We start from the raw sequence: 22,827 nt of genomic DNA, 5'->3' as shown, positions 1-22,827 counted from the left end.
GCATTTGCCCGTGTTGCCGATTGCCTGTCGTGCCCGACGAAACTTGAAATCGACTGAGGAGCAGCATGCGAAAGCTTTGGGCCCCCAACTGGCTGTCCGCGAGGCGGCACAACGCAAATTTCCCCGCATCCCGAGTGCCCGGGCGGCCGGCGCCGCTGGCGGGCCGGCGCGCGCTGATGGCGTGGCTGGCCGCGGCCATGACCCTGGCCGCGGGCGCCGCGCACGCACAGCTCAATGTTGAGATCTCCGGGGTTGGCAGCAGCCAGTTCCCGGTGGCCACCGCCAACTTCCAGGGCGAGGCCCAGGCCCCGCAGAACCTGACCGCGATCATCCGTTCGGATCTGGCCCGCAGCGGCCGTTTCCGCAACGTCGACCCGGGCGGCGCCACCGTGGCCGAGTCCGCCAATGTCGACCTGGGCAGCTGGAAGGCGCGCGGCGCCGATGCCTTCGTCGCCGGCAGCGTGACGCCGGCCGCGGGCGGCAAGTACGAAGTGCGCTTCCGCCTGTACGACACCGTCAAGGGCCAGAGCCTCGGCGGGCTGGCCTTCACCGTGAACCAGTCGCAACTGCGCGTGACCGCGCACAAGATCGCCGACTACATCTATGAAAAGCTGCTGGGCGAGCGCGGCGTGTTTGCCACGCGCCTGTCCTACGTGTCGAAGGTGGGCGGCCGCTACCAGCTGCTGATCTCCGACTCCGACGGGCAGAACGCCCAGGTGGCGCTGACCAGCAACGAGCCCATCATCTCGCCGTCGTGGTCGCCGGACGGCGCGCGCGTGGCCTACGTCTCGTTCGAGGCCAAGAAGCCGGTGGTCTATGTGCATGACCTGGCCAGCGGCAAGCGCACGCTGGTGTCGAACCAGAAGGGCAACAACAGCGCGCCGTCGTGGTCGCCGGACGGCCGCCACCTGGCGCTGGCGCTGTCGCGCGACGGCAATACCCAGGTCTACCAGGTCAATGCCGACGGTTCGGGCATCCGCCGCCTGTCGCGCAGCAGCGCCATCGACACCGAGCCGCAGTACTCGCCCGACGGCAAGAGCATCTATTTCACCAGCGATCGCGGCGGTGCGCCGCAGATCTACCGCATGCCCGCCTCCGGCGAGGAGGGCGGCGGGGCGCAGCGCGTCACGTTCAAGGGCAGCTACAACGTCAGCCCGCGCATTTCGCCGGATGGCAAGTACCTGGCGTACATTTCGCGCGCGGGCGGCTTCAAGCTGCAGTTGCAGGACCTGACCAATGGCGACGTGACGTCGCTGACCGATACGGCCAACGACGAGGCGCCCAGCTTCGCCGCCAACGGCAAGTACATCCTTTATGCCACCCGCGTGGGCGGTCGCGCGGTGCTGGCGGCGGTATCCACTGACGGGCGTACCCGGCAGGTTCTGTCCCTCCAGTCCGGCGATGTTCGCGAGCCGTCCTGGGGTCCTTTCATGCAATAACAGGAGTCATTCACCATGCCTCAACTGATGACCAAAACCCTTGCCGTTGCCGCACTGCTGGCCCTGGGCGCCTGCAGCTCGGGCGTCAAGCTCGACGATACCGCCAACGCCGGCGCCGGCACGGCCGGCACGGGCGCCGATCCGCGCGCCGTCACCCCGGTGACCGCGGCCGACCCGCTCAACGACCCGAACAGCCCGCTGGCCAAGCGCAGCGTCTACTTCGACTTCGACAGCTACACCGTCAAGCCGGACTACCAGGGCATGCTGGGCGCGCACGCCAAGTATCTGGGCACCAACCAGGGCCGCAAGATCCTGATCCAGGGCAACACCGACGAACGCGGCACCAGCGAGTACAACCTGGCGCTGGGCCAGAAGCGCGCCGAGGCCGTGCGCCGCTCGCTGGCCTCGATGGGCGTGCCCGACAGCCAGATGGAAGCCGTCAGCCTGGGCAAGGAAAAGCCCAAGGCGACCGGCCACGATGAAGCCTCGTGGGCCGAGAACCGCCGCGCGGACATCAACTACTGATCTGGACCGCCTTCCATGAAAGCACGCGTTTCCACCCTGTTGTGGCTCGCCGCCGTCGCCGGCGGCGGCATGCTGCCGCTGTCGCAGGCGCATGCCGGAGTGTTCGACGATGACGAGGCCCGCAAGGCCGTCATCGGCCTGCGCGACCAGTTCAACGGTTTCCAGGCGACCGCGACGCAGCGCATCGAGCAGAACAGCCGCACCCTGCTCGACATGCAGAACCAGCTCGAAGGCCTGCGCCAGGAAGTGGCGCGGCTGCGCGGCCAGAACGAAGTTCTGCAGAACACGGTGGACACGCTGCAGAAGCAGCAGAAGGACTACTACGCCGACCTGGATGCGCGCCTGAAGAAATTCGAGCCGCAGCAGGTCACGGTCGAAGGCCGCGAAGGCATCGCGCAGCCGGGCGAAAAGCCCGAATACGATGCCGCGCTCAAGCAGTTCCAGGCGGGAGATTTCAAGAGCGCGGGGAATTCGTTCTCGGCGTTCGTGAAGAAGTACCCGCAGAGCCCGTACCTGCCGCTGGCACAGTACTGGCTCGGCAACTCGCTGTACGCGCAGCGCGACTACAAGGGTTCCACCTTCGTGCTGCAGAACATGGTCAACGCCAATCCGACGCATCCCAAGGTGCCGGACGCGATGATCGCCATCGCCAACAACCAGCTCGAGTCCGGCCAGAAGGCGGCCGCGCGCAAGACGCTGGAGCAGGTGGTGGCGAAGTATCCCGGCACCGAGGGCGCGCAGGCGGCGAGCAACCGGCTCAAGACGCTGAAGTAAGCGTCGGCGCCGCCCGCCACCGCAAGGCTCGCTTCGGCGGGCCTTTTTCGTTTGTCGCGCTAGAATATGCGATTCGCCTGAATGTTCTTGCGCGCCGCCCCCGGCGCGAACCGCACCATGACTCAACGCGCCATCGTCCTGCTGTCCGGCGGACTCGACTCCGCCACCGTCCTTGCCATGGCCCGCGCCCAGGGCTTCGAGACCTATGCGCTGTCGATGCGCTATGGCCAGCGCCATTCCTCCGAGCTGGAAGCCGCCAAGCGCGTGGCCGCCGCGCTCGGCGCCGTCCGCCACGAGATCGTCGACCTCGACCTGCGCCGCTTCGGCGGCTCGGCGCTGACCGACGACGCGCTGGAGGTCCCCACCGACGGCGCCAGCGGCGGCATCCCGGTCACTTATGTGCCGGCGCGCAACACCATCATGCTGTCGCTGGCGCTCGGCTGGGCCGAGGCGGTGGGCGGGCGCGACCTGTTCTTCGGCGCCAACGCGGTCGACTATTCCGGCTACCCGGACTGCCGCCCGGAATATGTCGCCGCCTACGAGACCCTGGCCAACCTGGCCACCAAGGCCGGCGTCGAGGGCGACCGCTTCCGCGTGCACGCGCCCATCATCGACATGACCAAGGGCGAGATCATCCGCGCCGGCATCGCGCTGGGCGTCGACTACAGCCTGACGGTGTCGTGCTACCAGGCCGACGACGACGGCCGCGCCTGCGGCGTCTGCGATTCCTGCCGCATCCGCCGCGCCGGCTTCGAGGCCGCCGGCGTGCCCGACCCGACCCGCTACCAGGCCGCCGCCTGACTGATCCCGAGCCTGAGCCTGCCGTTCCCGCCCCATGCCTGAAATCGATCTTGCCGCGCTGTCGCGCTCGGTGCTGCTGAGCACCTTTGTCCTGACCTTCCTGTTTGGCGCGGTGCTGCAGCGCACGCACTTCTGCACCATGGGGGCGGTCTCGGACATCGTCAACATGGGCGACTGGAGCCGCATGCGCATGTGGGCGCTGGCGATCGGCGTGGCCATGATCGGCACCGGCGTACTGGCCTGGAACGGCGCGATCGACCCGACCAAGACCATCTATGCCGCCAGCAAGCTGGCCTGGCTGTCGGCGCTGGCCGGCGGACTGATGTTCGGCTTCGGCATGGTGCTGGCGTCCGGCTGCGGCAGCAAGACGCTGGTGCGCATCGGCGCGGGCAACCTGAAGTCGCTGGTGGTGTTCGTGTTCCTCGGGCTGTCGGCCTACATGACGCTGCGCGGGCTGTTCGGCGTGGTGCGCGTCAATACCGTCGACGCGGTGGCGCTGGCGCTGCCGACCACGCAGGACCTGCCGTCGGTGCTGGCGCAGGGCAGCGGCACGGCGCGCGGCGTGCTGCAGCTGGGCCTGGGCCTGGCGCTGGGCGGCGTGCTGGCGGCATGGGCGCTGGCGGGGCGCGGCTTCCGCACTTTCGACAACCTGCTGGGCGGCATCGGCGTGGGCCTGATCATCGTGGCGATGTGGTACGTGTCGGGCCACCTCGGCTACGTCGCCGAGGACCCCAATACGCTGGAAGAACTGTTCGTCTCGACCAACAGCGGCCGCATGGAAAGCCTGAGCTTCGTCGCGCCGTATGCCTACACGCTCGACTGGCTGATGATGTTCAGCGACAAGAGCAAGGTGCTGACCATCGGCATTGTCAGCGTGTTCGGCGTGATCGCCGGGGCGGCCGCGTATGCGCTGGCCACGCGCACGTTCCGCTGGGAAGGCTTCGGCAATGCCGAGGACGTGGCCAACCATATGGTCGGCGGCATCCTGATGGGCGCGGGCGGGGTCACGGCGCTGGGCTGCACCGTGGGGCAGGGCCTGTCCGGCGTGTCGACGCTGGCGCTGGGCTCGTTCATTGCGCTGGCCGGCATCCTGGCCGGGGCGGTGCTGGCGTTCCGCTACCAGATGTGGCGCCTGGAACGCATGCTGTGAGCGCGATGCCGCGCCACGGTCTTGACACATCGAGAATCGCGTCACTATAATCGCGGTTCTGTTTTTTCGGGTCGTTAGCTCAGTCGGTAGAGCAGCGGACTTTTAATCCGTTGGTCGCGTGTTCGAGTCACGCACGACCCACCAGTATTACGAAGGGCCTGTGGCGCAAGTCACAGGCCCTTTTTGCATTGTTTCCGCCCGGCATGCCCCGACGGTGGGGGGTGCTTTAACTAGTTCGAGGTAGAGACGCGGGCTCGGCGCGCGCCGCACAATGGGCCAACCGCGGCGTGTGGACCGCGGGCCTTTGGAACGGCCGCGAGACACGGCCCCTCGAACAAGACCTATGCGGCGAGCAGGCGTTTCCTTGCCGGCCAGCGGGCATGTGCTGCGCATCATCTGGCCGTTCGTACCGGTGGTGGTCGCGCTGGCGTTGTTCAGCATCGCCAGCCTGGACCTGCTGTCCGCCGCGCGTGCCTTTGTAGCGGGAGAGAGCCAGTGGTCCAAGGGCCAGAAGCACGCCGTGCTGCACCTGCTGCGCTATGGCGAGGACCGCGATCCGGCGGATTTCGACGCCTACCTGGCGTCCATCGCCATCCCGTTCGGCGACCACCGGGCGCGCCTGGAGCTGGACCGTGCCGAGCCCGACCTGGAGCGCGTGCACGAGGGCCTGCTGGCCGGCGGCAACCATCCGGAAGACATCCCGCGGATGGTGCGCCTGTACCGCAATTTCCGCTATATCCATGAGGTCGACGCCGCCATCCGCGTGTGGGCGCAGGGCGATCTCGAGATCTTCGCCCTGCACGAGCAGGCGCTGGCGCTGCGGCGCCTGGTGAGCCAGCCCGGTTGCGACGACGCCTGCGTCGCGCCGGTGCTGCGCAACATTGCGCAGATCGACGCCAGGCTGACCCCGCTGGAACGGGCCTTCTCGGGCCACCTCGGACAGGCCTCGCGCCGGGTCACGCGCCTGCTCACCACCGGCAGCGCGGTGATGGCGGCGGCCCTGCTGATGTCGGCGATCCTGCTGTCGGTGGGGCCGCTGCGGCGCGAGCGCCGGCTGCGCGAGGCGCTGGCGCAGCGCGAAGAGCAACTGCAGTTGGCGGTCGAGGGCAGCAACGACGGCCTGTGGGACTGGCACCTAGGCCACGGTGAACTGTATTTCTCGCCGCGCTGCGCCCAGATGCTGGGCTACAGCGGCGACGAGCTGCCGCATGCGCGCGAAACCGTGCTGGGCCTGCTGCATCCGTCCGAGCTGGCGGCGTTCGAGGCCAAGCTGGCGCATCACCTGCGCAGCGGCGAGCCCTACGATGCCGAGTTCCGCCTGCGCACCCGGGCCGGCGACTACCTCTGGGTACGGGCGCGCGGCCGGCTGGTGCGCGGCGCGGGACGCCGGCGCGCGCGCATGGCCGGCTCGCTCACCGATATCTCCGAGCACAAGCGCTACGAGACCCAGCTGTTTGCCGAAAAGGAGCGCGCGCAGGTCACGCTGCAGGCGATCGGCGACGCGGTGGTGACCGCGGATGTATGGGGCCGCGTGCAGTCGCTCAACCCCGCCGCCGAAGCGCTGACCGGATGGCGCGAAGCCGAGGCCCGCGGGCAGCCGCTCAGCGCGGTCTGCGTGCTGCGCGACGAGGACAGCCTGGCGCCGCTGCCCGATATCGTCACGCTGGCGCTGCGCCAGCGCTGGCACAGCCGCTCAGCCCAGCTGGTGCAGCGCGACGGCGCCGGACAGCCCGGGCCGGTGCTGGCGGTCAAGCCATCGGTTGCGCTGATCCGGGACCGTGCCGCGCAGGCCATCGGCGTGGTGGTGGTGCTGCACGACATCAGCCAGGAACGCGCGCATGCCGCACGCCTGGCGTACGAGGCCAGCCACGACGCGCTGACCGGCCTGGTCAACCGCGCCGAGTTCGAGCGCCGGCTGGCCGCGGCGATCGAGCTCGCGCGCGCGCAAGGCGTTCCCCACACCTTGATGTACCTGGACCTGGACCAGTTCAAGGTGGTCAACGATACCTGCGGCCATGCCGCTGGCGACGAGCTGATCCGGCAGATGGCGGAGATCATGCGCGGCCAGCTGCGTCGCAGCGACATGCTGGCGCGGCTGGGCGGCGACGAGTTCGGCGTGCTGCTCGAGCATTGCGGCAGCGCCGACGGCGAGCGCGTGGCCGAGGGCTTGCGCCATGCCATTGCCAGTTTCCGCTTCGCGCACCGGCAGCGCACCTTCGCGGTCGGGGTCAGTATCGGCCTGGTCACGCTGGACCGGCACACCGGCAGCGTCGCCGAGGCGCTGAGCGCGGCCGACGCCGCCTGCTACGTGGCCAAGGAGGGCGGGCGCAACCGCGTGCAGGTCTACCATCCGCTGGACAGCGTGGTGCAGGCCCGCCATGGCGAGATGGAGTGGGTCAGCCGCGTGCATGCGGCGCTGGCCGCCGGCCGCTTCTGCCTGTTCTCCCAGGAGATCGTGCCGGTGCAGCCCGCTGCGTTGCCCCCTGCGGGGCGCCATGTGGAGCTGTTGCTGCGCCTGGTCGACGAGCGCGGCCGGCTGGTGCCGCCGATGGCCTTCGTGCCGGCCTGCGAGCGCTACAACCTGATGCCGATGATCGACCGCTGGGTGGTCGAGACCGCGTTTGCCACGCTGGCGGGGCGCCAGGCCGAGATCGCGACCTGTGCGATCAATCTGTCAGGCTCGTCGCTGGCCGACATCCAGTTCCCGGATTTCGTGCGCGAGCAGGCGCAGCGCTTCGGCATCGCGCTGGACGGCATCTGCTTCGAGGTCACCGAGACCGCGGCCATTGCCAACCTGGCGCAGGCGGGGGCGTTCATCATGCAGCTGCAGCAGCTTGGCTGCCGTTTCGCGCTCGACGACTTCGGCGCCGGCATGTCGTCGTTCACCTACCTGAAGCACCTGCCCGCGGCCTACCTGAAGATCGACGGCAGCTTCGTGCGCGACATGCTGGCCGACCCGGTCAACCTGGTGATGGTGGAGGTGATCCAGCGCATCGGCCACGCCATGGGCAAGCAGACCATTGCGGAATTCGTTGAGAACGAGGCGATGCTGGCGCGACTGCGCGAGCTGGGCGTGGATCTGGTTCAGGGCTACCACATCGCGCCGCCGGTGCCGTTCGCCCCGGCGGTCCCGGAGGCCGGGGCGCGGCCGGCGCTGGCGCTGGCCGGCTGAGTCGGCAGGACCGTCAGGGGATCAGCGGATCGCGGAAGCCGGTGTCGGCGGCGGGCGGGGTGCCGGCCGGGGCCGGGGTCGGCACGTTGGGCGGCGGCACCGCCTGCCCCTTGGCTTCGCGCCAGGTGTTGTAGGCCCAGTACGCCGCGCCGGCGACCAGGCCGAGCTTGGACAGCTTCCAGGTCCAGCGCAGCACCGGCGCGCGCCTGACCAGCGGCAGCGCCAGCGTCACCGCGGTGCTCAGCAGCGGGTAGTCCTTGGTCAGGCCGACCACCTTCATCCACGAGCCCGGACGCGCGATGCGCGGCAGCCAGGCGCTGACGGTGCCCAGGCGGTGCACGCCCCCGCGCACTGCGTGCAGCGCCTGCCGGCAATCGTGGCGTTCGAGGGCGGCGCGCGTCAGCAGCAGTTCCTTGCGCACCGCCAGCGGCAAGCGCACCTCTTGCGTGAAGCGGGGCGCGCGCGGGTACTCGCCGCGCTCGCGTCCGGGCGTGCTGTCGTCAGGGTCGAGTGTGCTCATCGGCGCAGGATCTCCCGGTCTTTGTCGATTTCGGCAAGCGTGGCTTCCAGCATCGGCGGCGCGTTGCGCAGCACGTTGCGGGCGTACGCCAGGCAGATGGCGCACAGCACCAGGTAGAGCACCGTCAGCGCGCCCAGCGCCTGCCAGCGGTAGGTGTCCCAGAACAGGATCGCGATGAGGGCGGTCAGCGTGACCAGGCCCAGCCCGAAGAACGCCAGCCCGAACAGGGCCAGCAGCGCGACCTTTAGCAAGCGCGTGCGCTCTTCGGCCAACTCCACGCTGGCAAGCTCCAGGCGCGTCTGCGCCATCGCCACGAGCGAGCCGGCCAGGTTGCGGACGGCGTCGAGGAACTTGGGGGAAGGGGTGGCTTCGCTCATGCGGCTCCGGCGTGAAAGAGCGGTGCGCCGGCATGGCCGTACGCACCTATCCAGCTGGCGGGACCGGATGCGGCACCCGGTTGCGTCGACAACGGCCGGTCGACCCTGGCACAGGCCAACCACGACGGCGTTATCGGACAGCGGGCGGACACCGGGCGCCCCGGCCATTGGCAACCCGACTGGCGGGTTGCCGCGATGGCGCGGCCTTGGCGTGCCGCGCCGGATTTTCAGGCTTACTTGCGGTTGAGCAGCAGACCGATCAGCAGGCCCACGCCGGCCGCCACGCCAACGGCGCGCCACGGGTGGTCGTGCACGTAGTCGTCGGTGGCGCGCGCAGCGGCCTTGCTCTTGGTTACGACGGCGTCTTGCAGGTCCTGGGCCTTTTCCTTGGCTTGCTTGAGCAGGCCCATGCCACGCTCGCGCAGTTCGGCGGCCTTTTCCCCGGTGGTCGAGGCGGCTTGCTTCAGCAGTTCCTCGGCGTCGGACAGAACGGTCTTGACATCGCTCATCAGTTTCTCCTGTTTGCGGGCGGTTGGTTCGGTTTGTGCGGATTCTGACATTTTCTACGCTCCGAGGCTAACGGCATTTGTCGGTCTGATACTTAGCATATGTGGCGACACGTCGCCGTTTCAAGGCAACGCGCCCGGAAGCGAGTCGCTGAAGGGGTAGATGCCCAAGTATGGCCAGCATGCCCGAAAGCGGGCGTGATGGATGTCAGAGAATGGCTATATGACTACGAGTGATTTTGTAGTGACTTTATATTCGTTTGGGTTGGATATCAATCCAGTTACTCTGGTTCCACCGCGAAATCAGGAGAACCGAACATGGCATTGCGTCTTGGCGATATCGCCCCGGACTTCGAGCAGGATTCGAGCGAAGGCCGCATCCGCTTCCATGCGTGGCTTGGCGACAGCTGGGGCGTGCTGTTCTCGCACCCGGCCGACTATACCCCGGTGTGCACCACCGAACTGGGCCTGACCGCACGGCTGAAGGACGAATTCGCACGCCGCGGCGTCAAGGCGATCGCGCTGTCGGTGGACACCGTGGACTCGCACCGCGGCTGGATCGCGGACATCAACGAGACCCAGTCGACCGAGGTCAACTTCCCGATCCTGGCCGATGCCGACCGCAAGGTGTCGCAGCTCTACGACATGATCCACCCGAACGCGAACGAGACCCTGACAGTGCGCTCGCTGTTCATCATCGACCCGAACAAGAAGGTGCGCCTGATCATCACCTATCCGGCCAGCACCGGGCGCAACTTCAACGAGGTGCTGCGCGTGATCGACTCGCTGCAGCTGACCGACAGCCACAGTGTGGCCACGCCAGGCAACTGGCAGGACGGCGACGACGTGGTGATCGTGCCGTCGCTGAAGGACGAAGCCGTGCTGCGCGAGAAATTCCCCAAGGGCTATCAGGCGGTGCGTCCGTACCTGCGCCTGACGCCCCAGCCCAATAAATGAACACGGCCCCGCCAGGGCGGGGCCGTGTGCAAGGCAGGTGTTGTATCGACGGGGGCAGCCTCGTCGTCTCCTTGGTAGTGTGCTTGGCCCGGCTTCATCGCCGGGCTTTTTTATGCTGGGCTCAGAAGAAGGCCTGCAGGCCGGTCTGGGCGCGGCCCAGGATCAGCGCGTGGATGTCATGGGTGCCTTCGTAGGTGTTGACCACCTCCAGGTTCACCACATGGCGGATCACGCCGAATTCGTCCGAGATGCCGTTGCCGCCCAGCATGTCGCGCGCCACCCGGGCGATGTCGAGCGACTTGCCGCACGAGTTGCGCTTCATGATCGAGGTGATCTCCACCGCCGCGGTGCCTTCGTCCTTCATGCGGCCCAGGCGCAGGCAGCCTTGCAGGCCCAGCGTGATCTCGGTCTGCATGTCGGCCAGCTTCTTCTGCACCAGCTGCGTCTGTGCCAGGGGGCGGCCGAATTGCTTGCGGTCCAGCGTGTACTGGCGCGCGGTGTGCCAGCAGAACTCGGCGGCGCCGAGCGCGCCCCAGGCGATGCCGTAGCGGGCCGAGTTCAGGCAGGTGAACGGACCCTTCAGGCCTTTCACGCCCGGCATGATGTTCTCTTCCGGCACGAACACCTGGTCGAGCACGATCTCGCCGGTGATCGAGGTGCGCAGGCCGACCTTGCCATGGATGGCCGGTGCCGACAGGCCCTTCCAGCCCTTTTCCAGGATGAAGCCGCGGATGTCTTCCTTGCCGTCGTCGCCGGCCAGCTTGGCCCAGACCACGAACACGTCGGCGATAGGGGAGTTGGTGATCCACATCTTGGCGCCAGTCAGCTCGTAGCCGCCGTCGACCTTCTTCGCGCGGGTGACCATCGAGCCCGGGTCGGAGCCGTGGTTGGGCTCGGTCAGGCCGAAGCAGCCGATCCACTCGCCGGTGGCCAGCTTGGGCAGGTACTTCTGCTTCTGCGCCTCGGTGCCGAATTCATAGATCGGCACCATCACCAGCGACGACTGCACGCTCATCATCGAGCGGTAGCCCGAATCGACGCGCTCGACTTCACGCGCGATCAGGCCGTAGCTGACGTAGTTCAGGCCCGGGCCGCCATATTGCTCGGGGATGGTCGGGCCGAGCAGGCCCAGTTCGCCCATCTCGCGGAAGATCTCGACGTCGGTCTTCTCGTTGCGGAATGACTGCAGCACGCGCGGCATCAGCTTGTCCTGGCAGTACGCCGCGGCAGCGTCGCGCACCATGCGCTCGTCGGCACTCAGTTGCTGGTCCAGCAGCAGGGGGTCGGCCCAGTGGAATTCGGCGTTGGCAGCCATGCAGGTCTCCTTCGGTAGCGCAGGGAAGCGCCGGGCGGGCGGCTGGCGTGCCGCGGTCCGCGCCGGCGGATTCCGTCATTCGTAACGGGTTCGGTGATCGATATGTGATCGGTCGATGGTGGTCGATGGCGATCGTGCGGAGGATTTTTTCGGGATCCTGGAAGTTCCGCATTGCGGAACTGTGTTCCGTTGAATTAGTATATCGCAATGGTCCTGCCACGCAACCGGCAAAACCCTGAACTTCCGCGCCTTTGTGCGATGAACGGACAAGCGCCGACTGGAGCAGCAAACTTGGCCAACCCGAATCCCAATCCGTCACTTTCCGTGGAATCCGCGCCTACGGCACCGGTGCGCGACAGCGACCCTAACTTCGTCACCGCGCTGGCGCGCGGCCTGGAGCTGCTGCGCTGCTTCCGCACCGGCGAGGCGATGCTGGGGAACCAGGAGTTCGTGCGCCGCACCGGGTTTCCCAAGGCCACGGTGAGCCGGCTTGCCGGCACGCTGGTGCAGCTTGGCTACCTGCGCTATGACGAGAGCCTCGGCAAGTACGCGCTCGATGCCGGGGTGCTGGCGCTGGGCTACGCCTACCTGTCGGCATCGGACGTGGTGGCGCTGGCGCGGCCGCATATGCTGGCATTCGCGCAGTCGTACGGGGTCTCGGTGTCGCTCGGCAAGCGCGAGCGCATGGAGGTGATCTACCTGGAGTCGATCCGCAACGACGCCGGCGTGATGCTGGGGCTGGGGGTCGGCTCGCGGCTGTCGCTGGTGTCCAGCTCGATGGGGCGGGCCTACCTGGCCGCCTTGCCGGCGCCGCGCCGCGAGCGCGTGATGGCCGAGTTCAGTCAGGCCTTCCCGGAGCAGTGGAAGCAGCAGGAGGCCGCCACCCGCGCGGCGCTGGCCGAGGCGCAGCAGCGCGGGTATGCGGCGTCGTTCCGCGACTGGCATCCGGCCATCCATGCGTGCGCGGTGGCGTTCCGGCCGGTGGGGGAGAAGGAGCTGCACATGCTCAGTTGCAGCGCTTCCTACGGGGCGGTGGACGAGGCGGTGTTCCACCAGACCCTGGCGCCGGCGTTGCGGGCGCTGGCGTCGAGGCTGTCCGAGCCGGTGGGCTGAGCCGGGCCGCCGTCCCTGCGGTGGTCCATGCGGCCGTCCCTGCGCACAGGGACGGCGCGGATCACAGGTCGGTGCGCAGCTTCCACAACTCCGGAAACAGCACCACGTCCAGCATCTTGCGCAGATAGCTGACGCCTTCGGTGCCGCCGGTGCCGCGCTTAAAGCCGATCACCCGCTCGACCGTGGTCACATGGCGGAAGCGCCATTGCCGGAACGCGTCTTCCAGGTCGACGAACTTCTCGCCCAGCTCATAGAGTTCCCAGTGCGCGCCGGGGTTGCGATAGACCTCCAGCCACGCCGCCTCGACCGAGGCGTTGTACGCGGTCGGCTGGGTCCAGTCGCGCTCGACGCAATCGGCGTCGATGGCAAAGCCGCGCCGCGCCATCAGCCGGATCGCCTCGTCGTACAGCGACGGCGTCCTGAGCGCGGCTTCGACCAGCGCCAGGTGCTCGGGCCGGTGGGCATGCGGCCTGAGCATGGCGGCGTTCTTGTTGCCCAGGATGAACTCGATCTCGCGGTACTGGTACGACTGGAAGCCCGACGACATGCCCAGGTAGGGCCGCATTGCCGAGTATTCCGGCGGCGTCATGGTGGCCAGCACGTTCCACGCCTGCACCAGCTGGTCCATGATGCGCGACACGCGGGTCAGCATCTTGAACGCGGGCGGCAGGCTGTCGGCCTTGACCGACTCGCGCGCGGCGCGCAGCTCGTGCAGCATCAGCTTCATCCACAGCTCGGTGGTCTGGTGCTGCACGATAAACAGCATCTCGTTGTGGTCCGGCGACAGCGGATGCTGCGCGCTCAGGATCTGGTCCAGCCCCAGGTAATCGCCATAGCTCATGTCCCTGGCGAAATCCATCTGCGCGCCATGCCAGCCGTCGCCTTGCGGGGTGGCCGCCGGCGCAGCTGCCGGCGCCGCGCCGGAGAAGGGGCATCCCTTGAATTCGCTCATGATGCGCTCCCGGTCAGGTCACCTGGCCACGCGTCTGGAAACGCGCGTCGCGATAGGCGCCGCTGTCCAGCACGTCGCGCAGGATTTCCACAGCATCCCACACCTCGGCGAAGCTGGTGTAGAGCGGCGTGAAGCCGAAGCGGGCGATGCGCGGTTCGCGGTAGTCGCCGATCACGCCGCGCTCGATCAGGGCCTGGACCACGGCATAGCCTTCGGGGTGCTCCAGGCTGACCTGGCTGCCGCGGCGCGCGTGCTCGCGCGGCGTCACCAGCGTCAGCGGGTGGTGGCCGCAGCGGGCTTCGACCAGGTCGATGAACAGGTCGGTCAGCAGCAACGACTTGGCGCGCAGCACCTGCATGCTGGTCTGCGCGAAGATGTCCAGCCCGCACTCGACCATCGCCAGCGACGTGACCGGCTGCGTGCCGCACAGGAAGCGGCGCACACCCTCGACCGGCCGGTATTGCGGATCCATCGCGAACGGCGCGGCATGGCCCCACCAGCCCGACAGCGGCTGCCAGAAGGCATCGCGCAGCGCGGGCGCGACCCAGACGAAGGCGGGCGAGCCCGGGCCGCCGTTCAGGTACTTGTAGGTGCAGCCGATGGCGTAGTCGGCCCCGGCCGCCTTCAGGTCGACCGGCACGGCGCCGGCCGAATGGCACAGGTCCCACACCGTCAGCGCGCCGCGCGCATGGGCCAGCTCGGTCAGCCCCGCCATGTCCAGCATCTCGCCGGTCTTGTAGTTGACGTGGGTCAGCATCAGCACCGCGGTGTCGGCGCCCACGGCGGTGTCGATCTCCGCCGGCGAGTTCACCAGCCGCAGCGAATAGCCTTGCTGCAGCAGGTCGGCCAGGCCCTGGGCGATATACAGGTCAGTGGGGAAGTTGCTGGCCTCGGAGACGATCACCTTGCGCGCCGGGTCGCGCGTCTGCTGCACGCGCAGCGCCGCGGCCAGCACCTTGAACAGGTTGATCGAGGTGGTGTCGGTAACCACCACTTCATCGTGGCCCGCGCCGACCAGCGGCGCCAGCTTGTTGCCCAGGCGCTGCGGCAGGTCGAACCAGCCGGCGGTGTTCCAGCTGCGGATCAGGCCGTCGCCCCATTCCTCGGCCACCACCTGAGCGGCGCGCGCGGCGGCGGCGCGCGGGCGGGCGCCGAGCGAGTTGCCATCGAGGTAGATCACGCCCTGGGGCAGGGCGAACTGGTCGCGCAGCGGGCGCAGCGGGTCTTGCTGGTCGAGCCGGATACAGTGCTCGCGGTCAATGGTCGTCATGTCGTGCAAAAAGGGCCAGGCGGGTTCGGGAAAAGGTCAGTCGAGGCTGCGCAGCACCGCGCGCACCGGGCTGGCATCCAGCGCGGCAAAGCGCAGCGGCAGCGCGATCAGTTCATAGTCGCCGGCATCGACCTGGTCCAGCACGATGCCTTCCAGGATCGCCAGGCCGTGGCGGCGCACGGCGTTGTGCGCGTCCATGGTCTTGGAGTCCTGCGGATCGAGCGAGGGCGTGTCGATGCCGACCAGCTGCACGCCGTGCGCGGCGAGCAGCGCGATGGTGTCCGGCGACACCGCGCAGAAATCCGGGTCCCACTGCGCCAGCGGCGCCTGCCGGTAGGTGCGCAGCAGCACCCGCGGCGGCAGCGCGTCGAGCGCGTGTTCGACATGGTGCGGCTGCACCAGCGGCGCGGCGCCGATGCAGTGGATCACCCGGCAGCGGCCCAGGTATGGCGCCAGCGGCACGGCGCCAATGGGCGCGCCGTCGGCGGCGTAGTGCAGCGGCGCATCGGCATGCGCGCCGGTGTGCGGCGACAGCGTGATGCGGCCGACATTGACCGGGCACTGCGCGTCGATCTGCCAGGCCGGCTGCTGCTGGAACGGCGTGTCGCCAGGCCACACCGGCGTGGCGGGCGACAGCGGCGGGCTGATGTCCCACAGCCGGCGCGGGTCGGGATTGGGGGCGGTCATAGGTTGCGCGGCGCCGTCTGCGGGCGCCGTTTCGGTGTGCCTCGATGTCGGGAATCATAGTCAAAATCGGCGGCAAGAGGCTTGCTAAATGACCCGTCATTGGCACCATCTTTCGCATAGAATGCGAAAAATCGACGATTTCTCGAAGGAAATTCGAATGAACCTCGATCCCACCGATTTACGCATCCTGACTTGCCTGCAGGAGAACGGCCGCATCAGCAATCAGGACCTGGCCGACCGCGTGGCGCTGTCGCCGTCAGCATGCCTGCGCCGGGTGCGGCTGCTGGAAGAGTCAGGGGTGATCGGCGGCTATCGCGCCTGGTTCGATGCCGAGCAGCTTGGGCTGGAGCTGGAGGCAATCGTGCAGGTGTCGATGCGCCACGACGTGGAGGGCTGGCACGACACCTTTATCGCCGCCGTGCAGTCGTGGCCAGAAGTGCTGTCGGCCTACATCATCACCGGCGACAGCAACTACATCCTGCGCGTGCAGGCGCGCAACCTGAAGCACTACTCGGACTTCATCGTCAACCGGCTGTACCGCACCCCGGGCGTGATGGATATCCGCTCCAACATCGTGCTGCAGCGGATCAAGGTAGACAGTTCGCCGCTGGCGATCCTGAAGTCGGCCGCCGCGCAGCCCTAGCGCCGCGCGTGCAGCGCGATCAGCTGCCGCAGGGTTTCCTTCAGCTGCGCGCCCTGGCGGATGCCGAAGTCGTCCAGCACCGCACGCTCATGCTGCGCGGCGCGCTCCAGCAGCGGCTGCACCACGGCCAGGCCGCGCGGCGTGATCGAGATCAGGGCGTGCCGGCGGTCGGTCTTGCCGGGGCGGCGGCGGACCAGGTCGTCCTGCGCCATGCGGTCGACCAGCTTGGTCAGCGTGGGCTGCTTGGTCAGCGTGATTTCCGCCAGCGCGCCGATGGTGCAGTCGGGTCGGTCCGCGAGCGTCGCCAGCACACGCCATTCCTGCACGGACAGGCCGCTGGCCTCGACCTCGCGATGGAATTCGCCCGAGATCAGATGGCTGGCGCGGGCCAGCAGGTAGGCCAGGTAGCCGTCGACGAAGGGCTGGGACGAGGGGACTGCCGGCAGGTCCGCCATGATGGGGGAGTGGCTGTTCAGAGATCGAGCGGGGCGGTCGTGGTGAACTGGCCGCCCTGGAATATCAGCGGGCCGTCCTTGCCATCGAGCACGCCGCAGCGTTCCACTTCGCCGACGAAGATGACGTGGTCGCCCTCGTCGTAGCGGCTGCGGTTGTGGCATTCGAACCAGGCCAGCGCATTCGACAGGATCGGCAGGCCGGTGGCCGAGAGCCGGTAGTCCACGCCGGCGAAGCGGTCGCCCTTGAGCGTGGCAAAGCGCTGGCACAGGTCCAGCTGCGAGGCCGACAGCACGTTGATGATGTAGTGGGTGCCGTCGCGGAACATCGGCAGGCTGTTGGCGCGCGTGGCCATGCTCCACAGCACCAGTGGCGGATCCAGCGAGACCGAGTTGAACGAGCTGGCGGTGATGCCGATGAACGGCGGCGCGCCGGCAGCAACCGATTCGTTGCTGGCGCGCGTGGTGATCACCGTGACACCGGTCGCGAACTGCGACAGGGTGCGGCGGAAGTGCATCGCATCGAAGTCGGGGGCGGCGGCTACGCTGGCGATCCGTGGCTGGGCCTCAGGCATGCCCATGGGGGCTCCACTGGAGTTCATGAAATTTCATATATATTATTCGCGCCAGGGGCGGCGAGTTCAAGCCCGGCGCCGCGCACGACACGCTGCAGGCGACTGCTGGCGCACAGCGCCAGGGCGGCCCGCCCCGTAGAACAAGAAGACAACAACAAGCAGGAGACAAGCGCATGCTCATTGAGCAGATCGAACACCGCTGGCTGGCGGCGTTCTGCCGCACGCTGGAACTCTGTGCCCTGCGGCACGGGGATGTCGTCGGAATTGTAACGGAGTCCCAATCCCGCCCTGTCAACGTGGCCTTGGCCGAACTGGCCGTGCAGTCGCTGGGCGCGACCCCGGTTCGCATCCAGGTGCCGACCCCCGCACTCAGCGCGCCGGCTCCGGTGCGTTCGACGGGCGCCAGCGATGCGCTGCAGAACCTGGCCCCGGTCGTCGCTGCGCTGTCGCGCTGCCAGCTGGTGCTGGACTGCACGGTCGAAGGCCTGCTGCACGCCCCCGAGTTGCCCCAGATCCTGCGCGGTGCCGACGGCGTGGTGCCGCGCATGCTGATGGTCAGCAACGAGCACCCCGAGATCCTGGAGCGCTGCCAGCCCGACCCATCGCTGGAGAACACCGTGCGCGCGGCGATGAAGCGCCTGCGCGGCGCGCGCGAGATGCGCGTGCATTCCGCCGCCGGCACCGAGCTGCGCATCGGCCTGGCCGAGGCGCGCGTGGGCGGCGTCTGGGGCTTCTGCAACAAGCCCGGCCAGGTCTCGCACTGGCCCGGCGGGTTGTGCCTGGCGTTCCCGGCGGGGCGCCAGGTCAACGGCACCCTGGTGCTGGCGCCGGGCGACGTCAACCTTACCTTCAAGACCTACCTGCGCGACTCCGTGGTGTGCCATATCGAGGACGACTATATCGTCGCCGTCGAGGGGCAGGGTGTCGACGCCGACATGATGCGCGGCTACTACCAGGCCTGGGCCGATCGCGAAGGCACGCGCGACGCCTACGCGGTCTCGCACGTGGGCTGGGGCCTGAACCGGATGGCGCGCTGGGACGCGATGACGTTCTACGACAAGCGCGATTGCAACGGCACCGAACTGCGCGCGTTCGCCGGCAACTTCCTGTTCTCGACCGGCGCCAACGAGGTGGCCGGGCGGCATACGCTGGGCCACTTCGACCTGCCGCTGCGAAACTGCACGGTTGCGCTCGACGGCCGCAACGAGGTCGAGGCGGGCACGCTGGTGGAGGTGGCCGCATGAGCGCCGCGGCGACGACGCACCGCCACGCCAACGGCATCGCCACGCTGGCCTGGGGCGACGGGCCGGTGGCCGTGGTGATGCTGCACGGCATCGGCGGCGGCAAGGCCGCGTGGCCCGCGCAGGGCGAGGCGCTGGCGCAGGCCGGCTACCGCGCCGTGGCGTGGGACATGCCCGGCTATGGCGACAGCGTCCTGATCGATCCTTATGACTTCGACGGGCTGGCGCAGGCGCTGGCGCCCGTGCTCCAGGCCGAGCGCGATGCCGGCCGGCGCGTGGTGCTGCTGGGGCACAGCATGGGCGGCATGGTCGCGCAGCAGGCGTGCGCGGCCACGCCCGCGCTGATCGACGGCATGGTGCTGTCCGGCACCTCGCCCGCCTTCGGCAAGGGCGACGGCCCGTGGCAGCGCGAGTTCATCGCCGCGCGCACCGCACCGCTGGATGCCGGCAAGACCATGGCGCAACTGGCGGCCGGGCTGGTGCGCACCATGGTCGCGCCGGACGCCGACGCGCAGGCCGTGGCCTTCGCCACGGCGGTGATGGCGGCGGTGCCGGCGCCGACCTACCGCGCCGCGCTGGCCGCGCTGGTGCGCTTCAACCAGCGCGACGCCTTGCCCCGCATCGCGGTGCCGGTGCTGGCGCTGGCCGGCCAGCACGATACCAATGCCGCGCCCGAGGTGATGCAGCGCATGGCGCAACGCATTGCCGGCGCGGAGTACCGCTGCCTGCCCGATGTGGGCCACCTGGCCTGCATGGAGCGGCCCGAGCTGTTCAACGACGCGGTGCTGGACTTCCTGCGCCGGCGCTTTCCCTTGCGCTGAAGCGCGCCGCATCCCAACGCCACACAAGAATCGCCGCCGCGCCGCCCCCTTTCCATCCACACGGCGCGAGCGGGCAAAACAGGAGACGCGACATGCCATCCGGCCAGCTCGACTTCATTCCCGCCGTCGGTACGGCGGACTTTTCCCCGGAACAGGTGCAATGGCTGACGCTGGCCAACCGCCTGGGCCGCGAGCGCTTCGCGCCGCGCGCCGCCACCTGGGACCGCGAGGCCAGCTTCCCGTTCGCCAACTATGACGACCTGCGCGAGGCTGGCCTGCTGGCCTTGTGCGTGCCACGCTCGTTCGGCGGCGCGGGCGCGGACTTTGCCACCTACTGCATGGTCGGTGCCGAGATCGGCCGCTTCTGCGGCGCCACCGCGCTCACCTACAACATGCATATCTGCTCGACCATGTGGACCGGCGTGCTGTCCGATGGCATCGACATGACCCCGGCCCAGCGCGACGAACACCAGGCCCGGCGGGAGCTGCACTTCGCGCGGGTGGTGCGCGACGGCGCGGTCTACGCGCAGCCGTTCTCCGAAGGCTCGGCCGCCGCCGCCGGCAAGGCGCCGTTCGGCACCACCGCGCGCAAGGTCGACGGCGGCTGGGTGCTGAACGGGCGCAAGATCTTCGCCTCGCTGTCGGGCGCGGCCGACTACTACGGCATCCTGTGCACCGAGGACCGCGGCGACCAGCATCCGGACATGCGCGACACGCTCTACATTGCGGTGCCCGGAAAGGCGGACGGCCTCACCGTGACCGGCGACTGGGACCCGATGGGCATGCGCGGCACGGTGTCGCGCACGCTGCTGCTCAAGGACGTGTTCGTGCCCGACCACGAACAGCTGATGCCGCGCGGGGTCTACTACCGCGCCGCGCAGACCTGGCCGGCGATGTTCTTCACGCTGTCGCCGACCTACCTCGGCGTGGCGCAGGCGGCGTACGACTTCACCGTGCAGTACCTGCGCGGCGAGGTCCCCGGCCAGCCGCCGGTCAGGCGCCGCATGTACCCCACCAAGCAGATCGCGGTGGCGCAGATGCGCATCCAGCTGGAGACCATGCGCTCGATCTTCTGGCGCGCGATCCACGAAGCGAAGCCCAATCCGTCGAAGGACGAGCGCCTGCGCCTGTACGCCGCGCACTACACGGTGATGGAAGGCGCCAACGATATTGCCCGGCTGGCGATCCGCACCTGCGGCGGCCAGTCGATGCTCAAGGACCTGCCGCTGGAACGGCTCTACCGCGATTCGCGCTGCGGCGCGCTGATGCTGCCCTGGACCGCCGAGCTGATCCTCGACCGCATGGGCCGCGAGACCCTGTACGAATCCGGCGAGCGCGACGAATGAGCGCCCCCCGCGCGATCCGAGCCGGCGCCGCCGGGCTGGGGGCGCTGCCTGCCATGCTGCATGGCCATGCCGACGTGGCGCCGGGCCGGCCGGCGTTGCACTACCTGGGCCGCACCTTCACCTACGGCAAGCTGTGGCGGCGCGTGGAGCGCGCCAGCGCCCACCTGGCCGCCACCTGGGGCATCCGCGCCGGCGACCGCGTCGGCACGCTGTGCCTGAACCACGAGCTGCAGCTGGTGCTGCTGTTCGCCTGCGCCCGCGTCGGCGCCATGTTTGCGCCGCTGAACTACCGGCTGGCGCCGGCTGAGCTGCGGGCCATCTGCGACCACGCGCAGCTCGCCTTGCTGTTCCACGACGCGCCCAATGAAGCGCTGGCGCGCGAGGCCGGCGGCGATTTCCGGCTGGCGCACCTCGACCGGCTGATCGACGAGCCCGCGCCATACGGCGTGGTCCATGCTCCCGTGCCGGACCACGCGCCGCTGCTGCTGGCCTATACCTCCGGCACCACGGGCAAGCCCAAGGGCGCGGTGCATACCCAGGCCGGCGTGCTGGCCAATGCGCGTGCCAGCTGGTGGGCGCATGGCATGCGCGCCGACGACCACGTGCTGTCGGTGCTGCCGCTGTTCCATGTCGGCGGGCTGTGCATCCAGACCCTGCCGGCGCTGCTGGCCGGCGCGCGCGTCACGCTGCATGACCGCTTTGCGGCGCAGGCTTGGCTGGATGCGGTGGCCGCGGCGCGGCCCAGCCTGTCGCTGATGGTGCCGGCGACGCTGCGCGCGGTGCTGGAGCATCCGGGCTGGGCCGATGCCGACCTGGCGGCGCTGCGCGGGGTGATGGCCGGATCGTCGACCATCCCGCGCTCGTATATCGACGCCTTCCACGCTCGCGGCGTGCCGCTCGGGCAGGTCTATGGCGCCACCGAGACCGGGCCGGTGTCGGTGGTGCTGAAGCTGGAACAGGCCATGGCGCGCCCCGGCTACGCGGGCTGGCCGCAGCCCGAGGCCGAGGTGCGCCTGGCCGGCCCTGACGGCGCCGAGGTGCCGCCGGGCGCGGTGGGCGAGCTGTGGGTGCGCGGCGCCAACGTCATGGCGGGCTACTGGAACCAGCCGGAGAGTGGGCTGACCGAGAGTGGTCTAAGCGACAGCGGGCTGCCCGGCGGCTGGTTCCATTCCGGCGACCTGGCGCACCGCGATGCCGACGGCTGCATCGAGGTGGTCGGGCGCAGCAAGGACATGATCATCTCGGGCGGCGAGAACATCTATCCCGCCGAGATCGAGAACGTGCTGGTCGGCCTGCCTGGCGTGCAGGAATGCGCGGTGGTCGGCGTGGCCGATGCGCGCTGGGGCGAAGTGCCGGTGGCCGTGATCGTGCCGGCGCCGGGCACGCCGCCCGGCGCGCTCGCGGCCGAACCGCTGCGCGAGCAGCTGGCCGCGCGCATCGCCCGCTTCAAGCTGCCGCGCGAGGTGGTGCTGATGGACGACCTGCCGCGCAGCGCCCTGGGCAAGGTGCTCAAGCCGCAATTGCGCGCGCAGCTGGAGGCCCGGCGCCAGCCTGGCTGAATCCGCTGCAAGCGCGCCGATCTGCGCTTATGCTTGAGGCCTGGCCAGACAGGACAGACGATTACGCAAGGGAGCGGCGCAAATGGAACATGGATTGGAAACCGCCACGCTGGGCGGCGGGTGCTTCTGGTGCCTGGAGGCGGTCTACCAGCAGGTCGAAGGCGTGGTCGCGGTCGAGTCCGGCTATACCGGCGGACATGTCGACCACCCGACCTACCAGCAGGTCTGCGCAGGCGATACCGGCCATGTCGAAGTGGTGCGCGTCAGCTTCGATCCGTCGGTGATCAATTACCGCGAAATCCTCGAGATCTTCTTCGCCATCCACGACCCCACCACGCCGGACCGGCAGGGCAACGACGTCGGGCCGCAATACCGCTCGGCCATCTTCACGCACTCGGAGGCGCAGCGCGCGACGGCCGAATACGTGATGCGCGAGCTGGCTGCCGCCAAGGTGTTCGATGCGCCGATCGTGACGCAGGTCGAGCCGGAGCAGCCTTACTGGCGCGCCGAGGCCAGCCACCAGAACTACTACCAGGACCATCCCAGCCAGGGGTATTGCGCGTTCGTGATCTCGCCCAAGCTGGCCAAGTTCCGCAAGCAGTTCGGCGCGAAACTGCGCAAGTAAGGCGCGC

General features: G+C 68.8%; 23 protein-coding genes and 1 tRNA gene. 15 read left to right on the top strand and 9 right to left on the bottom strand.

The window, feature by feature from the left end; genetic code table 11:
- Window positions 1-65 precede the first annotated feature (65 nt).
- The 7 genes from tolB (at window position 66) to RALTA_RS11220 (ending at window position 7,861) form a co-directional block, all read left to right on the top strand.
- Window positions 66-1,439 (top strand): Tol-Pal system beta propeller repeat protein TolB, encoded by a 1,374-nt coding sequence (gene tolB / locus RALTA_RS11250; RefSeq protein ID WP_012353553.1) that lies wholly within the window; start codon window positions 66-68, stop codon window positions 1,437-1,439.
- A 15-nt stretch (window positions 1,440-1,454) separates the two neighbouring features.
- Window positions 1,455-1,964: a peptidoglycan-associated lipoprotein Pal gene (gene pal, locus RALTA_RS11245; RefSeq protein ID WP_012353552.1), complete on the top strand. Its 510-nt coding sequence runs from the start codon at window positions 1,455-1,457 to the stop codon at window positions 1,962-1,964.
- A 15-nt stretch (window positions 1,965-1,979) separates the two neighbouring features.
- Window positions 1,980-2,738 (top strand): tol-pal system protein YbgF, encoded by a 759-nt coding sequence (ybgF, locus tag RALTA_RS11240; RefSeq protein WP_012353551.1) that lies wholly within the window; start codon window positions 1,980-1,982, stop codon window positions 2,736-2,738.
- Window positions 2,739-2,855: 117 nt separating this feature from the next.
- Window positions 2,856-3,539: a 7-cyano-7-deazaguanine synthase QueC gene (queC, locus tag RALTA_RS11235; RefSeq protein ID WP_012353550.1), complete on the top strand. Its 684-nt coding sequence runs from the start codon at window positions 2,856-2,858 to the stop codon at window positions 3,537-3,539.
- A gap of 34 nt (window positions 3,540-3,573) precedes the next feature.
- Complete coding sequence (locus tag RALTA_RS11230; protein ID WP_012353549.1) at window positions 3,574-4,689, top strand: YeeE/YedE family protein; 1,116 nt, start codon at window positions 3,574-3,576, stop codon at window positions 4,687-4,689.
- A 68-nt stretch (window positions 4,690-4,757) separates the two neighbouring features.
- Window positions 4,758-4,833, top strand: a tRNA-Lys gene (locus RALTA_RS11225).
- Between the two features lie 127 nt (window positions 4,834-4,960).
- Complete coding sequence (locus RALTA_RS11220; protein ID WP_012353548.1) at window positions 4,961-7,861, top strand: EAL domain-containing protein; 2,901 nt, start codon at window positions 4,961-4,963, stop codon at window positions 7,859-7,861.
- A 13-nt stretch (window positions 7,862-7,874) separates the two neighbouring features.
- Here the strand turns inward: RALTA_RS11220 and RALTA_RS11215 are convergent, their stop codons facing one another.
- The 3 genes from RALTA_RS11215 to RALTA_RS11205 form a co-directional block, all read right to left on the bottom strand.
- Window positions 7,875-8,381, bottom strand: a complete 507-nt coding sequence (locus tag RALTA_RS11215; RefSeq protein ID WP_012353547.1) for a DUF3318 domain-containing protein — start codon at window positions 8,379-8,381, stop codon at window positions 7,875-7,877.
- Window positions 8,378-8,758, bottom strand: coding sequence for a phage holin family protein (locus tag RALTA_RS11210; protein ID WP_012353546.1), 381 nt, complete (start codon window positions 8,756-8,758; stop codon window positions 8,378-8,380). The genes RALTA_RS11215 and RALTA_RS11210 overlap by 4 nt, the downstream gene beginning before the upstream one ends.
- 233 nt (window positions 8,759-8,991) lie before the next feature.
- A complete protein-coding gene (locus RALTA_RS11205; RefSeq protein ID WP_010813729.1) occupies window positions 8,992-9,318 on the bottom strand; it encodes a DUF883 family protein in 327 nt (108 codons plus the stop codon).
- 264 nt (window positions 9,319-9,582) lie between these two features.
- On the opposite strand from RALTA_RS11205, the gene RALTA_RS11200 reads away from it, so the two are divergent.
- A complete protein-coding gene (locus RALTA_RS11200; RefSeq protein ID WP_012353545.1) occupies window positions 9,583-10,221 on the top strand; it encodes a peroxiredoxin in 639 nt (212 codons plus the stop codon).
- Window positions 10,222-10,342: 121 nt separating this feature from the next.
- On the opposite strand, the gene RALTA_RS11195 is transcribed toward RALTA_RS11200, so the two are convergent.
- Window positions 10,343-11,536 carry an acyl-CoA dehydrogenase gene (locus tag RALTA_RS11195; RefSeq protein WP_012353544.1) on the bottom strand — a complete coding sequence of 398 codons (1,194 nt, stop codon included), beginning with the start codon at window positions 11,534-11,536 and terminating at the stop codon, window positions 10,343-10,345.
- Window positions 11,537-11,827: 291 nt separating this feature from the next.
- Between RALTA_RS11195 and RALTA_RS11190 the strand changes: the two genes are divergently transcribed.
- Complete coding sequence (locus tag RALTA_RS11190; RefSeq protein ID WP_012353543.1) at window positions 11,828-12,649, top strand: IclR family transcriptional regulator; 822 nt, start codon at window positions 11,828-11,830, stop codon at window positions 12,647-12,649.
- Between the two features lie 61 nt (window positions 12,650-12,710).
- Here the strand turns inward: RALTA_RS11190 and kynA are convergent, their stop codons facing one another.
- From kynA to kynB, 3 genes are read right to left on the bottom strand one after another with little or no spacing between them, the layout of a single operon-like run.
- The gene (kynA, locus tag RALTA_RS11185; RefSeq protein WP_012353542.1) at window positions 12,711-13,601 is read right to left on the bottom strand and encodes a tryptophan 2,3-dioxygenase; all 891 of its coding nucleotides are present in this window, start codon (window positions 13,599-13,601) and stop codon (window positions 12,711-12,713) included.
- A 13-nt stretch (window positions 13,602-13,614) separates the two neighbouring features.
- Window positions 13,615-14,871 (bottom strand): kynureninase, encoded by a 1,257-nt coding sequence (kynU, locus tag RALTA_RS11180; protein ID WP_012353541.1) that lies wholly within the window; start codon window positions 14,869-14,871, stop codon window positions 13,615-13,617.
- Window positions 14,872-14,907: 36 nt separating this feature from the next.
- Window positions 14,908-15,558, bottom strand: a complete 651-nt coding sequence (kynB, locus tag RALTA_RS11175; RefSeq protein ID WP_012353540.1) for an arylformamidase — start codon at window positions 15,556-15,558, stop codon at window positions 14,908-14,910.
- A 157-nt stretch (window positions 15,559-15,715) separates the two neighbouring features.
- On the opposite strand from kynB, the gene RALTA_RS11170 reads away from it, so the two are divergent.
- Window positions 15,716-16,201 carry an Lrp/AsnC family transcriptional regulator gene (locus RALTA_RS11170; RefSeq protein ID WP_012353539.1) on the top strand — a complete coding sequence of 162 codons (486 nt, stop codon included), beginning with the start codon at window positions 15,716-15,718 and terminating at the stop codon, window positions 16,199-16,201.
- Here RALTA_RS11170 and RALTA_RS11165 read toward each other — a convergent pair.
- Window positions 16,198-16,656, bottom strand: coding sequence for a MarR family winged helix-turn-helix transcriptional regulator (locus RALTA_RS11165; protein WP_012353538.1), 459 nt, complete (start codon window positions 16,654-16,656; stop codon window positions 16,198-16,200). The two genes, RALTA_RS11170 and RALTA_RS11165, sit on opposite strands and share 4 nt — an antisense overlap.
- Window positions 16,657-16,673: 17 nt before the next feature.
- Complete coding sequence (locus RALTA_RS11160) at window positions 16,674-17,234, bottom strand: flavin reductase family protein (RefSeq protein ID WP_012353537.1); 561 nt, start codon at window positions 17,232-17,234, stop codon at window positions 16,674-16,676.
- Window positions 17,235-17,401: 167 nt separating this feature from the next.
- Here RALTA_RS11160 and RALTA_RS11155 point away from each other — a divergent pair, with 167 nt between their 5' ends.
- The 5 genes from RALTA_RS11155 to msrA all read left to right on the top strand — a co-directional run bounded on the left by RALTA_RS11155 (window position 17,402) and on the right by msrA (window position 22,820).
- Window positions 17,402-18,472, top strand: a complete 1,071-nt coding sequence (locus RALTA_RS11155; RefSeq protein ID WP_012353536.1) for a hypothetical protein — start codon at window positions 17,402-17,404, stop codon at window positions 18,470-18,472.
- Window positions 18,469-19,290, top strand: coding sequence for an alpha/beta fold hydrolase (locus RALTA_RS11150; RefSeq protein WP_012353535.1), 822 nt, complete (start codon window positions 18,469-18,471; stop codon window positions 19,288-19,290). Before RALTA_RS11155 ends, RALTA_RS11150 begins: the two co-directional genes overlap by 4 nt.
- 92 nt (window positions 19,291-19,382) lie before the next feature.
- Complete coding sequence (locus RALTA_RS11145; protein WP_012353534.1) at window positions 19,383-20,636, top strand: acyl-CoA dehydrogenase family protein; 1,254 nt, start codon at window positions 19,383-19,385, stop codon at window positions 20,634-20,636.
- Complete coding sequence (locus tag RALTA_RS11140; protein ID WP_012353533.1) at window positions 20,633-22,195, top strand: class I adenylate-forming enzyme family protein; 1,563 nt, start codon at window positions 20,633-20,635, stop codon at window positions 22,193-22,195. Before RALTA_RS11145 ends, RALTA_RS11140 begins: the two co-directional genes overlap by 4 nt.
- Window positions 22,196-22,277: 82 nt before the next feature.
- Complete coding sequence (msrA, locus tag RALTA_RS11135) at window positions 22,278-22,820, top strand: peptide-methionine (S)-S-oxide reductase MsrA (protein ID WP_012353532.1); 543 nt, start codon at window positions 22,278-22,280, stop codon at window positions 22,818-22,820.
- Window positions 22,821-22,827: the final 7 nt, after the last annotated feature.

Origin of the sequence: Cupriavidus taiwanensis LMG 19424 (genome assembly GCF_000069785.1) — a bacterium.
GTDB lineage: Bacteria > Pseudomonadota > Gammaproteobacteria > Burkholderiales > Burkholderiaceae > Cupriavidus > Cupriavidus taiwanensis.
The sequence above is the reverse complement of the archived record's forward strand: the minus strand, read 5'-3'. Positions and strand labels throughout refer to the sequence as shown.